Here is a 21,770-nt window from a genome sequence, read left to right on the forward strand (position 1 = left end):
ATCAGCCCTTCAAGCCCCCGCATATTGCGACGACTCATCGAACACATTCTCTTTTCAAAAGAGACGGAATTTACATAAACTATTACATATCAATAGATTATAATAGATTTTCCATAGATGACGCCGTAAAAGGCGAATCAGAAAAAGTACAAAAATGGCGCGCATTATCCTCCGCTGACCTTGAAAAATTGTTCCGGATTTTGGAAATATCAGGAAACTCTTTGACAAGAAAAATTTTTCTGAATAACGTTCACTTTAAGGAACGACATAACAAGGGAGGATCTAATGATACAAAATTCTCGGTTTTCCAGCATTGCCAAGGCATGCAAGGCGGCCGCCCTGTCGGTGGCGTGCGTGGCTTTGTCCAGCACGGCGATGGCGGCGGAGAAACAGACCCTGAAATACGCCTATGTGCTTCCGGCATCCCATTATCTCTGGACGGAAGGCGCGCGCGTCTTCACCGAGAAGGTGACGGCGGATACCAATGGCGACATTACGTTCGAAGTCTATCCGGCCGCGCAGCTCGGCAAGGACAATCTGGCGGTTCTTCAGTCCGGCCTTGCTGATCTCGCCCTCATCATCCCGTCCTATTCGTCGGACAAGCTGCCGCTCTCGACGGTCTCTGAACTTCCGGGGATGTATGATAATTCCTGCCAGGGGACGTCCAAATTCTGGGAGATCGTCCAGCCTGGCGGGATCCTCTATGAGCAGGAGCTAAAGCCCCTTGGCCTCTATCCTGTGTTTGCCGCCGTACTTATCCCCTACCGCATTTTCACGTCGAAGAAAGAAGTCGCCACGATGGACGATCTGTCGGGGCTGAAAATCCGCGCCAATGGCAGCGCCATGAACAAGACGATGATCACCCTTGGCGCCGTTCCCGTGCGCGCGTCCTCGCCCGAGCTTTATGATGCGGTGTCACGCGGAACCGTTGACGGCGCCCTGTTCACCATGAACGCGCTTGAGCAGTACAGCCTTGAGCAGGTGTTTAACTACATGGTCGAGGGGCCGCAGCTTGGCTCCGCCGGCATCATTATCGCCATGAATGAAAAGAACTGGAATTCGCTTTCGCCCGAGACACAAAAAATCATGATGGACGCCGGTGAGATGACGCGAAAGCAGCTTTGCAAATGGATGGATGACGATGACCAGAGCGTTCGTGACAAGCTGGTTTCGGAAGGCAAACTGAAACCGACGACACTCACCGCCGATCAGGTCGCTGAATGGGGCAAAGAGGTAAGCAGCGTTGCCGACGGCTGGGCGAGCGAGCTTGACGCGGTCGGATTGAAGGCGACGGCAGTTCTTGACGCCTTCCGCAAAGCGGACGCGACCCAATAAAATCCGCTCCAGTAGACCGGAGCGTTGGCCCGGCCCAATTCGGCCGGAAGGACGCGCAGCCCGGTCAAAGGGCTCATCACCCCTGCCACCTTCTGCGGAAGGTGGCAGAAATCGGGTTCCGTATATTTCGAAGGAACACAAAACAAAAAGACATGTGCTTCACAGTCGCTTAGCGTTTCTTTGCGGGTAACAGGGGGAAAAAACACATGGAAGCAATCATCCGGCGTCTGGAATATATAGCTTTGGCGATCACCGTCATTGCGATGATAGTCCTGATGATTATCATCAGCTTTGACGCCATACTCCGATACAGCCTGAATTCCCCAATTCAGTGGGCCGCCGATCTCGCCACATACTATATCATGAGCACGCTGATTTATCTCGCGCTGTCCGCGACCTATCGCTCAGGTGATCACATCCGCATAACGCTTATCAGCACTCACCTCCCCCAAAGGGTAAAGGCCATTTCCGAATTCATCGGAACGGCCCTTGCCGCCATAGCCTTTCTGATCATCGCCTATGGCGCCTTTTCAAGTGGCATGGAGGGATTTCATCGCAACGAATTCCTGCCGGGATACATCATGTGGCCGGGCTGGCTCTCCTATCTGCCCATCGCAATCGGCGCCGGAATACTGGTCCTGCGGCTCCTTCATCATCTGTACATGTTAGTTAGATTCAGACGGGACGAACATGTCTGTCTGGAGGAAGGGTCAGTCGAATGATTGCCACCGTAATTTCGCTTCTCCTGTTAGCTTTGCTTGTTTTCGGCGCGCCCATCGGTTTTGCGCTGATCGTTTCCGGCATGATCGGTCTCTACTGGGTCGGCGGCTCTTCGGCGGCTGTTGCGATCCTCTCCAGCATGCCGCGAGATACGGCGATGACGTTCGAATTCATCACGATTCCGATGTTTCTCCTGATGGCGGAGTTCGTGCTGCGCTCAGGCATTGCAGATGATCTCTTCAACTCCGCGGCCGCCTGGTTCGGTCGTTTGCGCGGCGGCCTCGGCATGGCAACCGCGCTCGCCGGTGCGGGCTTCGGCGCCATCTGCGGATCGTCAACGGCGGCCGCTGCGACGCTTTCGGCAACGTCTCTGCCGGCCATGAGCAAACGCGGCTATGAGCCCCGCATGGCCTCCGGCGTCGTCGCGATTTCCGGCACGCTCGCCATGGTGATCCCGCCAAGCATCGCGATGGTCGTCTATGGGCTTCTCGCCAACGTCAATATCGCAAAATTGCTGATCGCCGGTGTCGGCCCAGGCATCCTGATCATGCTGACGATCATGGTGACGACCTATTTCCTCGCCTGGCAGGATCCGAAACGCGCCCCGCTTGGCGAGAAGGTCGCGCTCCGGGACAAGCTGGCGACGCTTCGCTCCGTCGGCCCGGTTCTCCTCCTCTTCTTCTCGGTGACGGGAGTGATCTATACCGGCATCGCGACCCCGACGGAAGCCTCGGCACTCGGCGCCCTGTTCGCGGGGATCATCTATTTCGCAAGAGGAAAGCGCAGCGCGCAGGAAGTCTTTCTGCTCATTTCCCGATCCGTAAAAACCACCTGCATGCTCGCCATCATCATGTTCGGCGCGCATGTTTTCTCCGTCTTCTTTGCGCTCACGCAGACCACCCAGAGCCTGGTCGCCTGGGTCGGGGGTCTGCCGCTTGATCCGTGGATGATCCTCGCTATTCTGGTCTGTATCTATATCGCGCTTGGCTGCTTTCTGGATCAGATGGCAATCCTCGTCCTGACCGTGCCGATCGTCGCGCCGCTTGCGGCATCCCTCGGGTTCGATCTCGTCTGGCTCGGCGTTATCATCATCATCTGCGCCGAAATCGGCATGGTCACGCCGCCGTTTGGCCTGAATTGCTTTGTCGTGGCAAAATATTCGGGCACGCCATTGTGGGACGTGTTCATGGGCGCATTCCCCCATGTCATTACGCATATTATCGCCATCGTGATTCTGCTGCTGATCCCTGCGCTCACTCTCTGGTTGCCAAATCAGATGTATTAGGGGATGAGGCGGGACAGCGCGCCGCACGGGCCCCGCTGAAATCTTCTAGGTATCCTTGTTTATATTGATCGAGCCCAGACGGAGCGAAAGCTTCTCTGCGGCCGTTCTGACGGCATCGATATAGAGGGGCGCATTTTTTCGCCCGCGCTCTATCGGCGCCCCGATATTCAGGGCAAAGGCGATTTCAAGATCAATGTCAAATACCGCGGCGGAGAAACCGGCAACATCGTCGGATGTTTCGCCAAAAGTTGTCGCGTAGCCATCTTTCTTCACGCGCATGATGATGGATCTGAGCTCCTCGACATCGGTAACGGTATTGTCCGTCAGTTTCGCAAAGGGCGCGGTGGAAAGATAATTCAAAATCCATTGCGGCGACTGGAAAGCCAGCAGGATACGCCCGGCGGCACTGCAGTAAAGCGGTCGGCTTGTTCCGATCGGCACGGTGTAGCGTATGGCGCTTGCGCTTTCCGCCTTGTCGACATAGACGACGCGCCGGAGTTCAGCATCCAGCACCGAAAGAACGACCGTCTCGCCCGTCTCGACCGCAAGATCGCGCATGATGGGTCTTGCAACCTGCGGAAGCGACAAGTTCGGGATGATTGCCATTGCCAGCCGGTGCGCCGAAGGCCCCAACGCATAGTTGTTGGATTCATGCTGCAGGTATTTGTTCTGGGTGAGCGCGCGCAGCAGGCCGAGCAGGCTGCTCTTCGGCATTTCCAGATCCTGACTGAGCTGGGCAAGCGTGGTGGCCTCCGGCTGGGCGGCAATCCTTTCGATTAACTGTAACGTCCGAAGCGTGGAGCGTGGCCCCTGGTACGTGGAAGACGATTTCGCCGCCTTGGATTTTGACTTAGAAGATGCAGCCACAAATATGCTCTTTCCTGTTGCGGTTTCGAACGAGTCTATCCTATCAGGATGTCGCTGTTTTGTCAGATAAATTGCGCTTTTCCGTGCTGTTCTGACGGCAAAAGTGCAGCCGTTTTCCGTTTCCCGACTTTTTCCAGGACAGCCCCTCTCTTTTCCGCTCGCGGTATCTCATAATCAGACGCAGGAGGCTCTTCCGCAGGATCCATTCCGCACGACAAGCGATGTCGTCTCACCCCTGATTCAAGGCTACTCCAGCCCCGTGCGCTTCCTCTTAAGAGCGAGTTCCCGTTCGGGGGCCGCTCTATTTAAACAGGATTGTGAGCAGAAGCGACGAATCCTCAAGTCCTGTCACGGAATGCGCCTCGCCGCCATCAAGGTAGATCCAGTCTCCCACTGATAATTCAACCTCCGCGTCCGTCAACCCCAGCACAACCCGCCCTTCAAGGCAGTGCAGGGTGATATTGCCAGCCACCTGATGGGGCGGAATTACCTGGCCGGCCCGAACGATCAGTCTGACCGTCTCGAAGCTCTCTTCCTTGATAATCGCCGTGGTTTTTGCAGCTTTCAACTGACTTCCGAGGGGCCGTAAATCCACCACCTCTCCCGCTTTCGCGCGCTTCAATGCCATATCCGCTTTCCTCCCTCGCGTGAATCCCGTCTGTCTCACCGTCACCTGAAGGAGACTATATCACAGAAATTTGCTTACACACCGAAAGCCGCATTTTTAAGCGCTTACAAGCCGCCGCCGTTTGTCCTTCAGGAATCAGATTGACTCTGATTTGAAATAGGAACAAACAGGGAACATACTAGCGAGCCACATGAAACGGCAACCCTCGGGATGAAAACTGGCGTATGAATAAGCACGACTGCAATCCGACCATCAGGGCCCTGCGCGAGCGGATCGCGCGGCTTGAGGGACATCTTGTGCCGGGGCGGAAAATGCTGCCCTTCGGCATTCCGCCGCTCGATCACAGGCTGCCGGGAGGCGGGCTTGCGCTTGGCTGCCTGCATGAGGTGGCGGACGGCGGCAATGGCACGGTGGATGGCGCGGCGGCAGCCTGCTTCGTCGCCGGGATCGCGGCGCGGATCCCCGGCAAGGTCTTGTGGTGCGTCACGCAGCAGGATCTATTCGCCCCCGGGCTTGAGCAGGCCGGGCTGTCGCCGGACCGAGTCATCCATGTCGAGGCGGGGGATGAAAAATCCATTCTCGCCTGCATGGAGGAGGGTCTGCGCCATGGCGGGCTTGGTGTGGTCGTTGCCGATATTGCCCGCCTGCCGATGACGGCCTCGCGCCGGCTGCATCTTGCCGCCAAGGAAAGCGGCACCACGGCCCTTGCGCTCCGGCGCTGGCGACGGCCTGCCGATGCCAGCGACTTCGGGCAGCCGACGGCGGCCATGACGCGCTGGCGCGTTACTGCCTTACCATCCCGCCCCCTGCCGGTGCCGGGGGTGGGGCGGGCGCACTGGCGGGTCGAGCTAGTCCGCGCCCGGGCCGGCGAATCTTTCGAAATTGAACTGGAGGCATGCGATGAGACGGGTCATCTCGGTCTTCCTGCCGAACTGGCCGGTGGATCGGTTGCGCCGGACAGCTGGCGCCATGGCGCCACCGCTTGAGGCGCCGCTGATCCTTACCGCAAGACAGGGAAACCGCCGGATTGTGACGGCGGTGGATGAGACGGCATCCGCGCTCGGCCTGCGGGTCGGGATGCCGGTCAGCCAGGCCGAAGCGCTGGTGTCGGGGCTCACTATTATGCCGGCCGATCCCGCGGCCGATGCGGCCGCGCTGGAGCGTCTCGCGCTCTGGATTTTGCAGCGTTTCAGCCCGATTGTCGCCGTTGATCCACCGGACGGTATCGTCATCGATTCAACCGGTGCGGACCATCTCCATGGCGGAGAGGCGGCCATGTTGGATGCGCTGATCGGCCGGCTTGCCCTCTCAGGGATAACCGCCCGCGCCGCCATTGCCGACAGCTGGGGTGCGGCGCATGCGCTCGCGCGTTACCGGGCCGATCCGGTGCTGATTGGCCCGGCCGGAAAAACAGCCGAGCTGCTCTCGCCCCTGCCGCTTGAGGCGCTGCGGCTGCAGGCGACAACCGCCGCGGCCTTGCGCGACCTTGGCCTTGTCTCCATCGGCGATATCGCAAGCGCGCCGCGCGCGCCGCTCACCCGCCGCTTCGGGCCGGAAGTCTGCCGCCGCCTCGATCAGGCGTTTGGCGCCATCGCGGAGCCCATCACCCTCTACCGTCCGGCGGAGATGATCGAGACGCGACGGAGCTTCGCCGAGCCCATTGCCGCGGCCGAGACCATTGCCCGCTACATCGGCAAGCTGGTCGAAGCGCTGTGCGTCAGGCTGGAGGAACAGGGCGTCGGCGCGCGGCGGCTCGATCTCCTTTGCCGGCGGGTCGATGACAACGTTGAGCCGGTGCGCATCGGCCTCGCCCGCCCGGTGCGCGATGCGAAGCGGCTCACCCGCCTGCTCCGCGACAAAATCGAAAGCATCGATCCCGGCTTCGGCATCGAGGTGATGTCGCTCATCGCAACCGTGACGGAGCCGCTTCCCGCCCGGCAGACGGCAAGCGCGCTAGTCGAGACGCCCGAGCCCGACCTCTCCGGCCTGATTGATACCCTCGTCAACCGGGTCGGCGCTCGGGCGGTCTATCGCTTCGCCCCGGTTGCGAGCGATGTGCCGGAGCGTTCGGTCTGCCGCGTGCCGGCGTTGTCGGAAGATACCGGAGCCGGCTGGCCCGATCACTGGCCGCGCCCCTCGCGCCTGCTGCCCCGGCCCGAGCCGATCGAGACCATGGCGCTGCTGCCTGACCATGCGCCGGTCTGGATATCCTGGCGCGGGGTGCGCCGCCGGGTTGTCCGGGCCGACGGGCCGGAGCGCGTCTTTGGCGAATGGTGGAAGCGCGATGCGGAACTGGTGGCGGTACGCGACTATTTCCGCATCGAGGACGAGACCGGCGAGCGTTACTGGATCTTCCACGCGGGCGACGGGGAGGATCCGGCGACGGGCTCGCAGCGCTGGTTTCTGCACGGGGTCTTCGGATGAGCGGCCCGCGCTATGCCGAACTGCAGGTAACGACGCATTTCTCCTTTCTCCGCGGCGCGTCGTCAGCGGAGGAGCTGTTCACCACCGCCGCCGCCCTCGGGATCGAGGCGCTGGCGGTGACCGATCGCAACTCGCTTGCCGGGATCGTGCGCGCGCATGAGGCCGCGAAGGCGACCGGCGTCCGTCTGATCGTCGGCTGCCGTCTCGATCTTGCCTGCGGCATGTCGGTGCTGGTCTATCCGACGGATCGCGCCGCCTGGTCCCGACTCTGCCGCCTGCTGACTCTTGGCAAAGGCCGGGCCGGCAAGGGAAAATGCCATCTCGAATGGGCGGATCTCGTGGCTTATGGCGAGGGGCTGATCGCAGTGCTGGTGCCGGATCTTGCCGATGATACCACGGCCCTGCGGCTTCGCCGCCTGCGCGATGCGTTTCAGGACCGCGCCTATCTCGCGCTCAGCCTGCGGCGGCGACCCAACGATCAGATGCGGCTTTGGGAACTCTCACAGCTTGCGCTGAAGGTCCGCGTGCCGACCGTAGTCACCAATGACGTGCTCTATCATGAGTCCCGCCGTCGCCTGCTGCAGGATGTGGTGACCGCGATCCGCCACAACACCGCCGTCGAGGCCCTCGGCTACCGGCGCGAGCGCCATGCCGACCGCTATCTCAAGCCACCTGCCGAGATGCACCGGCTGTTCGCCCGCTGGCCCGAGGCGCTGGCCCGGACGCAGGAGATTGCCGATCGCTGCCGGTTTTCGCTCGACGAGCTGCGCTACCAGTATCCGGAAGAGCGTACCGATCCCTCACTAACGCCGCAGGAGACGCTGACCCGCCTGACATGGGAGGGCGCCGCGATACGCTACCCGGAAGGCGTGCCGGATGAGGTGAAAACCACCTTGCGCCATGAACTCGCCCTGATCGAGAAGCTCGATTACGCGCCCTATTTCCTCACCGTCCATAACATTGTCCGCTACGCCCGCGCGCAAGGGATTCTCTGCCAAGGGCGAGGATCGGCCGCCAACTCCGCCGTCTGCTACGTGCTTGGCATCACCGCCATCGATCCCGGCCGCAACGACCTGCTGTTCGAGCGCTTCATTTCCGAGGAGCGGCGGGAGCCGCCCGATATCGACGTCGATTTCGAGCATGAGCGGCGCGAAGAGGTGATCCAGTGGGTCTATGAGCATTACGGCCGCGACCACGCCGCGCTGACCGCGACGGTCATCCGCTATCGCTCAAAGGGCGCGCTCCGGGATGTCGGCAAGGCGATGGGCCTGCCGGAAGATCTGATAGAGACCCTGTCCGGCCAGCTTTCAGGCTGGACGGCCGGCGTCTCCGACGAGCAGCTTCGCGAGATCAACCTCAACCCCGCGGACCGGCGCCTCCGGCTCACGCTGGAACTGGCGGCGGAGCTTCGCGGGGCGCCGCGGCATCTCTCGCAGCATCCGGGTGGGTTCGTCCTCACCCATGACCGGCTCGATGATCTCGTCCCCATCGAGCCCGCCGCCATGGCAAACCGGCAGGTCATCGAATGGGACAAGGACGATATCGACGCGCTCCGCTTCATGAAGGTGGACATTCTCGGACTCGGGATGCTGAGCTGCATGCGCCGGGGCTTCGACCTCCTCGCCGAGCATAAGGGCATATCCCTTGATCTTGCGCGTATCCCGGCCGAAGATCCGGCAACCTACGCGATGATCTGCAAGGCCGACACGCTCGGCACCTTCCAGATCGAGAGCCGGGCGCAAATGTCGATGCTGCCGCGCCTGAAGCCGAGAACCTTCTACGACCTCGTCATTCAGGTGGCGATCGTCCGGCCGGGCCCGATCCAGGGCGACATGGTGCATCCCTATCTCCGCCGCCGGGCAGGGCTGGAGAAAATCGACTATCCGACGCCGGAACTCCGGAGAGTGCTTGGCAAGACGCTGGGCGTGCCGCTTTTTCAGGAGCAGGCGATGCGGGTTGCCATCGAATGCGCCGGCTTCACCCCGGGCGAGGCCGACATGCTGCGGAAAAGCATGGCCACCTTCAAGCACACCGGCGGGGTCTCAAAATTCCGCGACAAGCTGATCTCCGGCATGGTGGCGCGCGGCTATGAAAGAGAATTTGCCGAGCGCACCGTCCGCCAGCTGGAAGGCTTCGGCTCCTACGGCTTCCCGGAGAGCCACGCCGCAAGCTTTGCGCTGATCGCCTATGCCTCGGCCTGGCTCAAATGCTGGCACCCCGATGTTTTCTGCGCGGCGCTGCTGAATTCCCAGCCGATGGGCTTTTATGCCCCCGCCCAGATCGTCCGCGATGCCCGCAATCACGGGGTCGAGGTGCGGCCAGTCTGCGTCAATGCCTCGCGCTGGGATTGCACGCTGGAGACGACGGCAACGGAAGGGCGCTTTGCCGTCCGGCTCGGCCTTCGCATGGTGAAGGGGCTTGCCAATGCCCATGCTGCCGCCATCATCGCTGCCCGCGAGGCGCGGCCCTTTACCTCCATCGAGGATCTCTGGCGTCGGGCCGGCGTGCCCGTCGCCGCCCTTGTCCATATTGCCGAAGCGGATGCCTTCCGCCCCGCCTTCGGCCTTGCCCGACGGGAGGCGCTCTGGGAGATCCGCGCCCTGCGGGATGAGGAACTGCCGCTCTTTGCGGCCGCCTCGGCGCGAGCCGGCGTGACCGTCGCGGAGAATGACGAACCGCCCGTTGTCCTTCGCCCCATGACGGCGGGAAGCGAGGTGGTCAAGGACTACAGCCGTATCGGCCTCACGCTGCGGGAGCATCCAGTCGCCTTTTTGCGCACCGATCTTGCCGCGCGCCGCATCGTCTCTTGCACTGAGGCCATGCGCGCCCGCGATGGGCAAAAGCTTACGGCGGCGGGCATCGTGCTCGTCCGCCAAAGGCCGGGATCGGCGAAAGGCGTCCTCTTTATCACGATCGAGGATGAAACGGGGATCGCCAATGCCGTCATCTGGACAGGGACGTTCGAAAAGTTCCGCCGGACCATCCTTTCCGCCAGCATGCTCGCCATCCGGGGACGCATCCAGCGCGAGGGCGAGGTGGTGCATCTTGTCGCCGACCACATCGACGATCTCTCCCGCGACCTTGCCAGCATCGGGGAGCGGGATGCGGTCTTCCCCTGTCTCCACAGCCGGGGCGATGAGTTCCGCCACGGCATGCCGCCGCCGGATTCGCGAAGTGAAAAACGGAAACAGCGGCAAGCCGCCCCGCTGCCGCCCCTCGCGCCATCCGCCACCGCTATACGGGTGAAGACCCGCGACTTCAGGTAAGGGCAGCGCACGGGAGGGGGCGCCCGAGCGACGAGCGCTCCCTCCCAGAGCTTGTTATCGCCTGAAAGCGCGGGCGCCGTTCACTGCGACATCTTGCTTGGCAGCCATGTAATGATCTCAGGAAAGACAAAGAACAGGATCAGCAAAAGAAATTCGATGACCAGAAAGGGCAGAACGCCCCCGAACGCATCACCGAGCTTCCCTTTGGCCGACGACGCCGCCACAAAGACATTCATGCCGAGCGGCGGCGTCACAAGTCCGATCTCGACCGTCTTCGTAACGATAATGCCGAACCATATAGGGTCGTATCCGAGCGATATAACAAGCGGGAATGACATCGGAAGGGTCAGAAACAGGATCGCCAGCTGATCGAGAAAGCAGCCCAGGATAAGATATACAACTACAATGAAAATTATAATGTAGATCCCAGCGCTCTGCTGATTGTTCGCCAGAGCAATCAAAGCATCCGTGATCTGCGTTGCCGACAGATAAACGCCGAATATCATCGCCGCCACGACAATGATGAAGAGCATTGCAGTTGTTTTAGCGGTTTGCCGAAGCGCCGCCTGGATCCGCGGGACGTTCAAGCGCCGATGGAGAATGCCGATGATGAAGGCGCCCGCCGAGCCCAATGCCGCCACCTCCGTCGCCGTCACTACCCCCGAATAGAGACCGCCGAGGATGATGGCCATCAGCACCACCATGGGGGATACTTCCCAGGTCAGCTTTAGCTTGCTCGCCAGATTCACCCGCTCGCTTCCTGACGTGTGCAGCACCGCCTGCGTCCGCCGTCCCCATATGAGGCACACCATGCAATACAGCGTGGCAGTAAGAACCCCGGGGATAATTCCGGCAACAAGCAGCTTGCCGATCGAGGTGCTGGTTATAACGCCGTAGATAACGAGCGGGATACTTGGCGGGATAAGCACGGCCAAGGTCCCAGCCATAGACACCGACCCGAGCGCGAGTTTTTCACTGTAGCCAAACCGTCTCATTTCCGGAACGCTGACGCGCGCCATCAGCGCAGTTGCCGCGAGGCTGGAACCGGACATTGTCCCGAGCAAAGCGCCTGCGAGGACCGTCGCGACCGCGAGACTACCCTTGACCCGCCCCACGACAGCAAACAGGAGCTTGAATACGCTTTCCGAGAATTTGCTTTCGGAGACAAATTCCGCCATCAAGATAAACATCGGGATAGTGGCGAGGACGTAATGTGTTGTCGAATTATACGGGGTTGTCTGCAAAACAGACAATGCCGCGTTCGGTCCCAGCGCAATCAGAAGTCCGATTCCGCCGCAGATCGCCAATGCAAACGCGATCGGCGCCCCGGAAATAAGAAAATACCCCAACATCACCGCGGGAATGCCAATCTCCATCAATTCCGACCTCCCGTTTCGGCGGCGACATTCCTCCCTTCACGCGGGGTGAAAAAGGGCAGCTTCTCCAGCGTTTTGACGATTATCCGCAGGCATAGCGCGCCACTCCCTATTCCGGCGATCGCCCATCCCCACCAAATCGGCAGCATGATGAGGCCCGATGTTTCCCGATCATCAATAAAATTCTGTAGTGACATCTGCGTACTTTTGAAACAGATCACGCCAAACACGATCAGCGCCATGACAGAATTGAATAGATCGAAAACCAGCTTCACGCCCGGCGAGAACCTGGCCTGGAACGACGCAATGGCGACATGCTCATCATGATTGTACAAGCTCGCGAGCGGGAAAAATGCGAGGACGCCGAGGAGATACATCTCCGTTACTTCGATCGTTCCCAGAATGGGATGCGCGAAGAGGTACCGTCCCAGCGCGTCACACACCATGAGCCACATCATGATGAAAAGCGTCATCGATGAAATGGCGATCAGCACCCGCTCGACGCCCGTCAAATAGCGACTGATGGTTCCAAGAACAGAACCATCAGACATATCCGCTACGGAACTTCTATTCCGCCACATATTTGGACCACGCATCCAGCACTTCCTGTGCGTTTAAGTTTCTGGCCTCCATGCGCTTGACCCAGTCCGAACCCGTAGCCGCAAACTTCGGCGCCCATGCGGACTGAACATTTTCTGGAATTTCATAGAGAGTGACGCCTTTGGCTTTCCAGTCCGCGACAAGACTGTCTTCCGAGTCCTTCGCCCATTCGAGATATCCGTTGACGGCTTCCGAGGCAGCATCGCTCAGCAGTTTTTGCTGTTCCGCTCCAAGTCCGGACCAAAGTTTTTCATTTATAACGTAGGCAATTGAAACAAAGCCGAACTGCCCATTGGTGGTGACTGACTTCCCGATATCCTGAAGGCTATACTGACTGAGAGTATCCAAAGATGCCGAGACACCGTCGATGGTTCCCCGCTGCAGCGCCGTGTAGATATCGGTGGCGGGCATGCTGACTGGAACGGAACCGATGGCGTCCACCACAACCTCCTGCACACCTCCCGGCGAGCGGATTTTCAATCCCTTGGTATCTTCCGGCGTTTCGACGGGACCTTTTGTCGTCATAAGCTGATAGGGCGACGTGCACACAACAAACAAGGGATGGACACCGACTTTTCGGTATTCGGCTTCAAGGAGTTCAGTCGTGATTTTGCTGATCGCGCGCGTACAGCTCCCGACATCGCCCAGAAAGCCCGGAAGTCCGATAACCCCGGACAAGGGAAGCTGGTCGGAAGAGTAAAGCGGAACCACCGAGGTAATATCTGCGAGCCCGTTCCGATTGGCGTCTATTGCCTCTTTGGACTTGACCAACTGACCCGCGGGATAGTGCCTGAAGCCGAGCGCCTCGTCAGAAAGGCGCGCCGCGCTTTCCATGAACGGCTTCGCGAGATGCTGCGTGATATAGTGGTTCTCCGGAAAGATATCCGCAAATCTCAGCGTTTTCTCCGCAGCAACACTATTGCCAGCCATACCGAACACCGCCAGCATACCCGCGCCCGCCAGGGCGGCCCTCCCAGCCTTTGTCCTTAAAAGGCCTTTCCAGTGAATTAACATGCTCTTCTCCCTGATTTTGTATTTATTAGGTTTCACCCTGCCCGATCCGGGCGCGGTATCTATCTAGACCGGTACAGTTCCCTGCAATACCGTCCGATGCAGCACGCGCGCCTGCTTTGACATATCGTAATCTTCCGACGCTTTATGCAGGAGGCAACGATTGTCCCACATCACAAGGTCGCCCGAGCGCCATTTGTGCGTGTAAACAAACTGCGGCTGGGTCGCGTGCTCCACAAGTTCCGCCAGCAGCTTCCTGCCCTCGTCCTTATCCATCCCCTCAATATGAGAGGTGTGATTGCCTATATAGAGGCCCTTGCGCCCCGTCTCGGGATGCGTGCGCACAATGGGATGCGACGTTGATGGCGCCTTCTTCTCCTCCTCCTGGGTTGCCGGACGGCTCCCGGAATTGATGCGCGATTGTGCCCAGTCATGCACGGCCCGCAGTCCAGCGAGCCTCTGTTTCATTCCCTCATCAAGCGCGTCATAGGCAGCATACATATTTGCAAACTTGGTATCACCGCCGCTATCGGGCACTTCCAGTGCATAAAGCATCGTTATCGACGACGGCCGCTGCATGTAGGATGCGTCCGTATGCCAGAAGTAGTTACCCCGCGTTTCCATCGCCTTCGCGGAGGCCAGATTACCTTCGCTGTCGCGGTTGGAAACGACATGAAGCTGCTGAAAATCGGGGCTCCAGTAGTCTTTGTTGACGGGGATTTCGAACTCTCCGAACCTTTCGCCGAATTTCACCTGGTCCTTCTTCTCAAGCTTCTGGTTGCGGAAGAAAATAAGCTGGTAGTTCAGGACGCCCTGCCAGATTTTCTGCCGCCTTTCAGAGTTGAGCTCATGCGCAAGATTCACATTGATACATTCCGCCCCGAAGCCGGAGGAAGTCGGCACGAACGCAATAGCCGCGGAGCCTCCATCCCTGGCTGAAGCGTTGATTTGATCTCCCACTGAATTGTTCATTTCTCCTCCAATCGATTGCTCTCTAGATCACCTTATGCTTTCGCAGTTCAGCGAGTTCGTCCGTGCCGAGGCCCAGAAAGCCTTCATAAACTTCTTTGTTGTGCTCCCCAAGACGCGGTCCCAGCGTCCGCAACTGACCTGGCGTTCCAGACATTTTCGGAATGACGTTAGGCACATAGAAGTCGCCAACGCGTTCGTCATTTATGGATGTGTAGTTTTCCCGTGCTTTGTATTGAGGGTCGTCGAAGATATCCTTGATATTGTAGAGGATGCTGATCGCCATCTCGTTCCGTTCGCAGATATCCACCAGTTCGTCGGCCGTCTTGCTTTTTGTCCATGCCGTGACCAGCGCATTGACCTCATCGCGATGCGCGTCTCTCTGGCGAATTGTCTGATACCGCGGGTCATCCGCGAGTTCCGGCTGCTCCATCGCTCTGGCGAGGCGGACGAACATGCTGTCACTTGAACAGGCGATGGCGACCCAACGCCCGTCCGCCGTTTCGTAGTGGCTATGCGGAACGATGTTGATGATGTCGGCACCCATCGGTTCACGCACGAAACCGCTTCCCGCGAATGACGGAACCATCTCGTCCATCATTCTGAAAATGGATTCATATAGCGCGATATCGATATACTGCCCCTCCCCTGCCTGGTCCCGCTGACGAAGCGCAAGCAGAACTCCGACAACCCCGTACAGGCCGGTGACGTAGTCCGCAAGCGTCGTAGAACCGGGGATGACCGGCTTCGCGCCCGGCTCCCGCGCAAGGTAGGCCAGCCCGCTGAAGGCATGCGCAATGCGGGCGTAGCCGACGCGGCGCCTGTATGGACCCGTCTGCCCATAGGCGCTTACACGAAGCATGACGAGCTTCGGATTGACTTCGCGTAAGTCCTCATAGCCTATTCCCCAGGCTTCGAGGGTTCCGGGGCGGAAGTTTTCAATGACGACGTCGGATTTGGCGACAAGCTGCTTGAATACTTCGGCGCCCTCTTTTTTTTCGCAAATCCAGTGTGATCGACTTCTTGTTTCGCGCCTCGCTGAGCCAAAGCAACGAGTCGCCGCACTCCGAGATCGTTCCCCACTGCCGGAGCGGATCGCCTTTTCCGGGGAGTTCGATCTTAATGACGTCCGCGCCAAACTCGCTCAATGTAGCACCGCAGAAGGGCGCGGCGATGAACGTCGCAATCTCCAGAACACGGACCCCTTTAAGCGGCAGATTTTCAGTCTCGTTTTTCATTTTACTCTATTCCTTATCCAACTCTGGCGATGTCTTCGTATCGGCGCTTTTATGTGTGATCGCGGTGACTTTCCGCATGATATTTTCGGCAATTTTCAGGTGCGCGAGATCGAACAGCTCTCCGTCCACGCCAACCGCGCCGTCACCTTCGGCAATTGCGGCATTGACGAGGGAAACGGCGCGCTTCGCCCAATCGACCTGTTGCGGAAGAGGGGAGAAAACTTCGTTGGCAATCGTGATCTGTGACGGATGGATCGCCCATTTCCCATCGAATCCCAGCGCCCGCGCGCGCTGCGCGGCCGCCCGATATCCTTCCGCATCCTTGAAATCCGCGTACGGCCCGTCAATGGGTCTGATGCCATAGGCGCGGCACACGGTGGCAACCCGCATCATCGCGTAGTGCCATTTATCATTGTAATATCTGTGCCGGGCGCCGGTCGCGTCGGGGTTGGTCAGAACTGCATACTCCGGGCTGAATGATCCAACCGTAAGATCCGGCGTTTGCATGCTCGCCACGAAATCGCCAATGCCGAAAATCAACGCCTCGAGACGGTCGGATGCAGTGGCAATTTCGCGAATATTCACCATGCCGAGGGCCGTTTCGATCAATGCCGAAACACCGATGCGTCGCTTGCGCTGTTTCGCGGATTCGATGCCACTCAGCAGGGTATCGACGAATTCAATGTCGCGCGCACCACCGGCCTTCGGAAGCATAATCAGGTCAAGTCTCAGGCACCGCTCCGCCACATCGACGATATCCCTGTACCCCCATGGCGTATCGAGACCGTTGACGCGGACGACCATCGTTTTGGCGCCCCACTCAATGTCATTGAGCGCGTCAATCACATTTTGTCTCGCCTCATCCTTGCTGGCCGGAATAACGGCGTCCTCCAAGTCCAGAAAGATGACGTCCGCGCCACTCGTCGCCGCTTTTGCGAAGAAATGCGGCGAGGTTGCGGGAACAGCCAGTTCGGACCGGTGGAGCTTAAACTGACGAGATTGAATGTTGATGGATGTCATCCTGCGACCTTCCGAAAAGTTTACTGCGGTACGCCGACTGGCCAGCGCTGTTATTCATTGCAGCAAATTATTTTATTCAATACAATCGGAATTATTCGATCAATAGTTCTGAAAATATGATCAATTTAAATCTACGGCGCATACAGACGTTTCTTGCCTTGGCGGAACACGGCAGCTTTCGACGGGTGGCGGAGCGCCTGAACAGGTCTCAATCCGTCGTCAGCAGCCATATAAAACAGCTTGAGGAGGAAGTTGGCGTCCCGCTTGTGAACCGAACAACGCGGCAGGTCAGCCTGACCCCCGAAGGGCTTCGTCTTGCCGCCCGTTGCAAAATTGCACTCGTGGAGCTCGACACGGCGATCAAGGAGCTTCAGGACGAGGTTCAGTTAAGTAAGGGTATTGTGTCGATAAGCTGCTCTCCGTCGGTATCGACGCATTTCATGCCGCCGATAATTTCGGAATTTCAGAATAACTACCCCGGGATCAGCTTCTACCTGAATGAAGATTTTCCGGACATCATGTACGGGCGATTGCGTCGCATGGAGGCCGATTTTGCGATTGGACCCAAGCCCGAGCATCAGGGGGATATGGTATTCGAGGAAATCCTGTCGGACCCGATTGTCGCCATCGTTCCAAAAAACCTGCCTATCGGGGATCAGACGGAAGTAACCCTGAAAGAACTCGCCTCCTATCCTTATCTCGCCATGCCGAGCGGCACAATCATTCGAAAAATGATCGAGGTCGCATTCTATTCGCAAGGGCTTCAGATGGTACCGCGACTGGAAGTCATTCACCAGCAAACAATTTTTAGCATGGTCGAGGCTGGACTCGGGGTGACGATTATGCCCCAACTGAGCGTCCCCAAAACCCGTGGCGACTATCGCGTTCTGCGGCTTATTGAGCCGACGATTACGCGGCAAGTCGGTCTTATATTCCTGCGCGGCCGGAATATGAGCCCGGCGGCGCAATGCTGTATCGACCTCGTGCAGGCGCGGTTGAAGTCGCATTTGAATAGCTAGGACGTGCAGAATAGCTATTGGCGGTTAGCCTATGCGGATGATAAAGTAGAGAAGTGTCATAATAATCGCAGCGTGGTAGAACGACATGTCTCTCGATGAATATAACAAGCACGCCACCCTTGGGCCGATGGCAGGCCCCGCGACCTCAGCCGCCGCATCGGCGGGGCAGTCTGCCTATGAGGCGGCCAATGCGCGCCCGACCTACCATGCGGCGCCATCGGGCGGAGCCGCGCCAAGCGCGCCCCGTCGACCGCGCTGGATGCGGCGGCACCCGCTTGCCCGCGGCGTTGCGCTCCTGGTGATTTCGCAAATCGCCTTCGGCATCATCGCCGCCGTGACGCGGCCCGGCTCCCCCGTCGCTGACCTGCTTTCATTGTCTCTAGTCATTACATCGCTGCTCGGCATCGCGGGAATTCTCGTCGGGATAAGGGATCGCATGACCCGGAGCAAAGCCGTAACACCGGCCGATAGTGAAGGCCAAGCGACCTAGACTATTTTCCTATGACAGCGCGGCCGCGGCGATAGACGCGAGTGTATAACATGCCGGCAAAGGTCGCGGTCCATGCCGCGAGCGCAATGTAAAAGAAAGCGTGTGTCAGCTGGGTCAGGAAGCCGAACTCCATCGCCTGATCAAGCTGCCAGGTGCAGGCGGCATACATGCCGAGGGGAAACACCGCGCCCCAGTAAAGCGGGTCATAATTCAGCGGAAAGCGCTTGTAGACATAGCGCCAGATCGCCAGCAGCAACAGCATCGGGATCCACCACGTCCCGGTTGCCCAGTAGAAAATGGTAAAGCCCTTCAGAAACGGAAGCAGCGAGGCAAGATAGGACGCTTGCGGCGCGTTGAGGATGAGCAGCGAGCCGGCCAGCGTTGAAATGGCCATCGCCCCCATATTGATCCAATAGGGAGGCGCGAGGTCGGCGGGCGAAAAATTGAAGAAGATGTAGCGATAGAAAATCAGCGCCATCATCCAGATATACAGCATGCCGCCCCATAGCCACATCGACAGCGCGAAGAAATTCAGCTCCAGCCGGTAGGGCTGGTCAATCCCGGCGGCAAGCACCGCACTCGAGACCGACAGGGACTGCGTCGCGACCACAGCCAGGAGCCATCCTCCGTTGATACCCCTGTCGAGGCTCGGCTTGCGCGGCGTGATGGTGAAGGTGACGAAAATGGTATAGGTCAGGAGCAGCCACAGCACGAGCGCGAACACCCATAACACTCCGCCGCCGACAAGGTCGCCGCGTATAATCATAAACTGGCTGGCAAGGATGCCGGTGCCCGCAACCGCGGTAAAATAACCGGGCCCGGTCAGATGGGTGAACATATCACCAAAGAACCGCGCCGGATATCGCCAGGCCCGGAGAAAATAGAGAACGCAGAGCAGGCCATACTGACTGACATTGAGGTAGAACATCCCCGTTGCCAGCGTTTCAAATTTCATCATGAACGCGGCGAGGGAAATAATGCCCGTGGCCATCACCAGCCCGAAATTGGCGGGCGACATATCGGCGAGACCGGTTTCGAGGCGCGCCGCCTCCGGATTGTTGCTTGCGTTTGTCATCGCCTCGCCCCTTGTTGGTCCGTTGCCTTTATAAAACCTGAGGGCGCGCTGTCAAACGAATGCTTTTTAGCGGTTGTGAGAATGTGAGGCAGAGACGCCCCCTGTTGCATCACACACCACTTCCTCAAATCATACGGGTGGACAATAGCGCGCGCGGTCAGCTAGCATCCCTCAAGGACGAGGAACAAGCAGGGAGGCATAATCATGACCATGATCATGAACGAAGCCGACGTCATTGACCGGATTTTCGCCCATATGGATGCGAAGACCACCGATGCGGGAGAGCGCGTCTGGCGCGAGCCTGTGGAGAATTACCGCTCAATCGAGCGCTTCAACGCGGAGATCGAGCTGCTGCGCCGCCTGCCGGTGCCCTTCTGCCCGTCCGCCGCGCTGCCCGAGGCGGGATCCTTTATTGCCCGCACGGCGGCCCAGACGCCGATCGTCGCGGTGCGCGGGGATGACGGCGTTGTCCGCGCCTTTCGCAACGCCTGCCGTCACCGCGGCATGGCGGTGGCCTCGGGGAGCGGCTGCGCCCGCGCCTTCGTCTGCCCCTATCATGCCTGGACCTATGGCCTCGATGGCAATCTGAAGCATATTCCGGGGCGCGAGGGATTTCCCGATATCGACATGAAAGCCCACGGGCTCGTTCCGGTCACCGCCGAGGAGCGCGGCGGCCTCGTCTTCATCACGCAGGAGACGCCGGTTTCAAACGGCGCGCTTGATGCGATGCCCGAGATCCTGAGCCCCCTTCAGGATATGTTCGCGACCGATGAATATAGCGATGCGGCGAACTGGAAGCTGATCGCTGAGACCTCCATGGAGGGCTATCACATCAAGAGCCTGCATAACCGGAGCTTCTATCCATATGGCCTCGACAACACCAATATCGTCGAGATTTCCGGTCTGAACTCGCGCATTATTTTCCCGTTCCGCCGCATCAACAAGCTGCGCGACATTCCGCGCGAGAAACGCCGCATGAACGGGACGACGGCAGATGTCTATTTGCTCTTTCCCAATGCGAACGTGGCGGTGCTCTCAAACCACACGCAGCTCACCATTATGGAACCGATCTCGCCATCCGAGACGCACTCGATCGTCTATCGGGTCCGCAATCTCGATGCGCACGGTGAGCCGGTCGATCTTGAGGCAGCGAAGCGGGACGCCCTCTTCGTCAAGGACTTCGGCATCGAGGAAGACCGGGAAGCGGCGCGGACCATTCAGGCCGGGATCAGCTCCAAAGCCAACAGCCATTTCACCTTTGGCCATTATGAGAAAGCAATCGTTCATTTTCATCAGAATCTTACCGGGCAACTTGAGAAACGAAGCTAGGCAAGTGCGCCCCGGCTTCACGACCGCCCGCTGACACGTCCGCCCGATTGCAGAGGTCGGCCGCAGACGATCGATTTCGAAATTCTGCGTGCGAACATTTGCGCGCGATTGCGAAATCGCCACCCAGCCGATAACATCGCGGTATTTAAGAAATACAGACGGACTTGCTATGAGAAGACTTCCGCCGCTGAAGGCGCTACTGGCTTTTGAAGCTGCCGCCCGGCATGAAAGCGTGACGAGAGCCGCGGTGGAACTCAATGTCAGCCACAGCGCGGTAAGCCAGCAAATCAAGGTGCTTGAACATTATTTTAACCAGAAGCTGTTCCGCAAGAAGGGGAACGGTCTGGAGCTGATGCCGAAGGCGCGAAATTACCTGAAAGATATCAAACATAGCCTCGATCTCATCGCCGTTGCGTCAGAAAATCTTTCAACATCCGGGGCGCTGAAGCGGGTGCGGGTGAATGCGACACCGACATTTGCAACGCAATGGCTGATCCCCCGCATCGCAGAATTCCAGCGCACCTATCCGAAAATTGAAGTGCGCATCGAAACATCCATGACCGATGAACTTCGCAGTGAAATGGAAAATAATGACCTTATCATCCGGCGCTATCCGATGAAGCAACCGGGAATGATTTGCGTGCGCCTCCTCGAAGATGAAACGATCGCGGTCGCCTCTCCCGGACTTTTGCAGGGGAATGTCATCACCCACCCCCTGGACCTCCTTAAATATGATCTCCTTCATATCCGAAGCAGGATATCGGCCTGGCCGACGTGGCTCCGCAATGCCGGTATCGACTCGAGCCAAACGCTGAAAGGCCAGGTTTTCGATCATATTTTCCTGAGTATTGCAGCGGCAAAGAATGGCGTCGGGATCTGCCTCACGCCCCGCGTGTTTGTCGAGAAGGAGCTTCAGGAAGGCAGTCTCGTTGCCCTCTGTCCCGACGTCAGGGTTGTCGGCTCCGGCTTTTTCGCGCTTTTCGACAAGCAGAACCGGAGCATTCGAAACATTGAAGGGCTGCTCGACTGGCTCACGCAGACAACGCCCGGCAACCCGCCCGAGGAAAGCGACGTGGAGTGGGAACTTTACTCCTAGGCGCCGCTAGAAATAGTTTGAT

Annotated in this window: 18 protein-coding genes and 1 pseudogene; 10 read left to right on the forward strand and 9 right to left on the reverse strand. The window is 58.9% G+C overall.

Features of this window, described 5'->3' with window-relative positions; genetic code table 11:
• The first annotated feature begins 285 nt into the window (after positions 1-285).
• The 3 genes from V7Z56_RS12135 (at position 286) to V7Z56_RS12145 (ending at position 3,340) form a co-directional block, all read left to right on the forward strand.
• Entirely contained in the window at positions 286-1,335 is a 1,050-nt protein-coding gene (locus V7Z56_RS12135; protein WP_334129764.1) for a TRAP transporter substrate-binding protein, read from the forward strand.
• A gap of 206 nt (positions 1,336-1,541) precedes the next feature.
• Positions 1,542-2,057, forward strand: coding sequence for a TRAP transporter small permease (locus V7Z56_RS12140; protein ID WP_334129765.1), 516 nt, complete (start codon positions 1,542-1,544; stop codon positions 2,055-2,057).
• Entirely contained in the window at positions 2,054-3,340 is a 1,287-nt protein-coding gene (locus V7Z56_RS12145) for a TRAP transporter large permease (protein ID WP_334129766.1), read from the forward strand. Before V7Z56_RS12140 ends, V7Z56_RS12145 begins: the two co-directional genes overlap by 4 nt.
• Positions 3,341-3,385: 45 nt before the next feature.
• Here the strand turns inward: V7Z56_RS12145 and V7Z56_RS12150 are convergent, their stop codons facing one another.
• Together V7Z56_RS12150 and V7Z56_RS12155 are read right to left on the reverse strand one after the other, a co-directional pair.
• The gene (locus tag V7Z56_RS12150) at positions 3,386-4,207 is read right to left on the reverse strand and encodes an IclR family transcriptional regulator (RefSeq protein WP_334129767.1); all 822 of its coding nucleotides are present in this window, start codon (positions 4,205-4,207) and stop codon (positions 3,386-3,388) included.
• A gap of 301 nt (positions 4,208-4,508) precedes the next feature.
• Positions 4,509-4,835 carry a cupin domain-containing protein gene (locus V7Z56_RS12155; RefSeq protein WP_334129768.1) on the reverse strand — a complete coding sequence of 109 codons (327 nt, stop codon included), beginning with the start codon at positions 4,833-4,835 and terminating at the stop codon, positions 4,509-4,511.
• Positions 4,836-5,059: 224 nt separating this feature from the next.
• Between V7Z56_RS12155 and V7Z56_RS12160 the strand changes: the two genes are divergently transcribed.
• Genes V7Z56_RS12160 through V7Z56_RS12170 form a run of 3 tightly spaced genes read left to right on the forward strand, consistent with a single transcriptional unit; the run spans position 5,060 to position 10,525 of the window.
• Positions 5,060-5,821 (forward strand): ImuA family protein, encoded by a 762-nt coding sequence (locus tag V7Z56_RS12160; protein WP_334129769.1) that lies wholly within the window; start codon positions 5,060-5,062, stop codon positions 5,819-5,821.
• On the forward strand, positions 5,736-7,259 hold the full coding sequence (locus tag V7Z56_RS12165; RefSeq protein WP_334129770.1) for a Y-family DNA polymerase: 1,524 nt from the start codon (positions 5,736-5,738) through the stop codon (positions 7,257-7,259). The genes V7Z56_RS12160 and V7Z56_RS12165 overlap by 86 nt, the downstream gene beginning before the upstream one ends.
• Positions 7,256-10,525 carry an error-prone DNA polymerase gene (locus V7Z56_RS12170; protein ID WP_334129771.1) on the forward strand — a complete coding sequence of 1,090 codons (3,270 nt, stop codon included), beginning with the start codon at positions 7,256-7,258 and terminating at the stop codon, positions 10,523-10,525. Before V7Z56_RS12165 ends, V7Z56_RS12170 begins: the two co-directional genes overlap by 4 nt.
• Before the next feature lie 80 nt (positions 10,526-10,605).
• On the opposite strand, the gene V7Z56_RS12175 is transcribed toward V7Z56_RS12170, so the two are convergent.
• The 6 genes and pseudogenes from V7Z56_RS12175 to V7Z56_RS12205 all read right to left on the reverse strand — a co-directional run bounded on the left by V7Z56_RS12175 (position 10,606) and on the right by V7Z56_RS12205 (position 16,739).
• Positions 10,606-11,901 carry a TRAP transporter large permease gene (locus V7Z56_RS12175; protein ID WP_334129793.1) on the reverse strand — a complete coding sequence of 432 codons (1,296 nt, stop codon included), beginning with the start codon at positions 11,899-11,901 and terminating at the stop codon, positions 10,606-10,608.
• The gene (locus V7Z56_RS12180) at positions 11,901-12,497 is read right to left on the reverse strand and encodes a TRAP transporter small permease (protein WP_334129772.1); all 597 of its coding nucleotides are present in this window, start codon (positions 12,495-12,497) and stop codon (positions 11,901-11,903) included. The genes V7Z56_RS12175 and V7Z56_RS12180 overlap by 1 nt, the downstream gene beginning before the upstream one ends.
• A complete protein-coding gene (locus V7Z56_RS12185) occupies positions 12,469-13,515 on the reverse strand; it encodes a TRAP transporter substrate-binding protein (protein ID WP_334129773.1) in 1,047 nt (348 codons plus the stop codon). Before V7Z56_RS12185 ends, V7Z56_RS12180 begins: the two co-directional genes overlap by 29 nt.
• Before the next feature lie 63 nt (positions 13,516-13,578).
• Positions 13,579-14,484 carry a TauD/TfdA dioxygenase family protein gene (locus V7Z56_RS12190; RefSeq protein ID WP_334129774.1) on the reverse strand — a complete coding sequence of 302 codons (906 nt, stop codon included), beginning with the start codon at positions 14,482-14,484 and terminating at the stop codon, positions 13,579-13,581.
• A gap of 22 nt (positions 14,485-14,506) precedes the next feature.
• Positions 14,507-15,719 (reverse strand): annotated as a pseudogene (locus V7Z56_RS12195) (CaiB/BaiF CoA transferase family protein).
• Positions 15,720-15,725: 6 nt separating this feature from the next.
• Positions 15,726-16,739 (reverse strand): HpcH/HpaI aldolase/citrate lyase family protein, encoded by a 1,014-nt coding sequence (locus tag V7Z56_RS12205; protein ID WP_334129776.1) that lies wholly within the window; start codon positions 16,737-16,739, stop codon positions 15,726-15,728.
• On the opposite strand from V7Z56_RS12205, the gene V7Z56_RS12210 reads away from it, so the two are divergent.
• A complete protein-coding gene (locus V7Z56_RS12210; protein WP_334129777.1) occupies positions 16,733-17,758 on the forward strand; it encodes a LysR family transcriptional regulator in 1,026 nt (341 codons plus the stop codon). The genes V7Z56_RS12205 and V7Z56_RS12210 overlap by 7 nt on opposite strands.
• A gap of 85 nt (positions 17,759-17,843) precedes the next feature.
• Positions 17,844-18,248, forward strand: a complete 405-nt coding sequence (locus V7Z56_RS12215; protein WP_334129778.1) for a hypothetical protein — start codon at positions 17,844-17,846, stop codon at positions 18,246-18,248.
• Position 18,249: 1 nt separating this feature from the next.
• Here the strand turns inward: V7Z56_RS12215 and V7Z56_RS12220 are convergent, their stop codons facing one another.
• A complete protein-coding gene (locus tag V7Z56_RS12220) occupies positions 18,250-19,323 on the reverse strand; it encodes a tellurite resistance/C4-dicarboxylate transporter family protein (RefSeq protein ID WP_334129779.1) in 1,074 nt (357 codons plus the stop codon).
• A gap of 204 nt (positions 19,324-19,527) precedes the next feature.
• Between V7Z56_RS12220 and V7Z56_RS12225 the strand changes: the two genes are divergently transcribed.
• Both V7Z56_RS12225 and V7Z56_RS12230 read left to right on the forward strand, forming a co-directional pair.
• A complete protein-coding gene (locus tag V7Z56_RS12225) occupies positions 19,528-20,652 on the forward strand; it encodes an aromatic ring-hydroxylating oxygenase subunit alpha (RefSeq protein ID WP_334129780.1) in 1,125 nt (374 codons plus the stop codon).
• A 169-nt stretch (positions 20,653-20,821) separates the two neighbouring features.
• Positions 20,822-21,748 (forward strand): LysR substrate-binding domain-containing protein, encoded by a 927-nt coding sequence (locus V7Z56_RS12230; protein ID WP_334129781.1) that lies wholly within the window; start codon positions 20,822-20,824, stop codon positions 21,746-21,748.
• Positions 21,749-21,770 lie beyond the last annotated feature (22 nt).

It is taken from the genome of Sneathiella sp., assembly GCF_036844445.1.
In the GTDB taxonomy this organism is placed as follows: Bacteria; Pseudomonadota; Alphaproteobacteria; order Sneathiellales; family Sneathiellaceae; genus Sneathiella.